Raw genomic sequence first — 288 nt, 5'->3', positions numbered from 1 at the left:
GCCTCCGGCTGGGGCTCCGTCCCGCTCTTGGGGAAGCTGAGCAGCGACTGGAAGACGTTGTTGAAGACCAGCCAGGATCCCGGGTCGTAGCCGGAGGCGGGGTCGACGGCCATGACCTCGTCGGTAATCCCCATCACGATCCGCTCACCCTGGCCGGCGCTCGTCCCCTGCTCGTCACCGCAGCCGGTGAGCAGTGCGGCGACCAGGGCCGTACCTGCCGGAAGCGCCCAGAAACGGGCCCTTTTCCTCACGTTCGCATCCTCATCAGTGGTGTGTGCCGTTCTCCGA

The 288-nt window shown here is 67.0% G+C and carries 1 pseudogene; it reads right to left on the bottom strand.

Annotated features, from left to right (window positions below):
* Window positions 1-251: pseudogene (locus ACSNOK_RS33815) on the bottom strand (ABC transporter substrate-binding protein); the annotation flags it as partial.
* Between the last annotated feature and the right edge of the window lie 37 nt (window positions 252-288).

This window comes from Streptomyces sp. URMC 126 (assembly GCF_051386555.1).
Lineage (GTDB): Bacteria > Actinomycetota > Actinomycetes > Streptomycetales > Streptomycetaceae > Streptomyces.
This window is presented reverse-complemented; position numbering and strand designations above follow the sequence as displayed.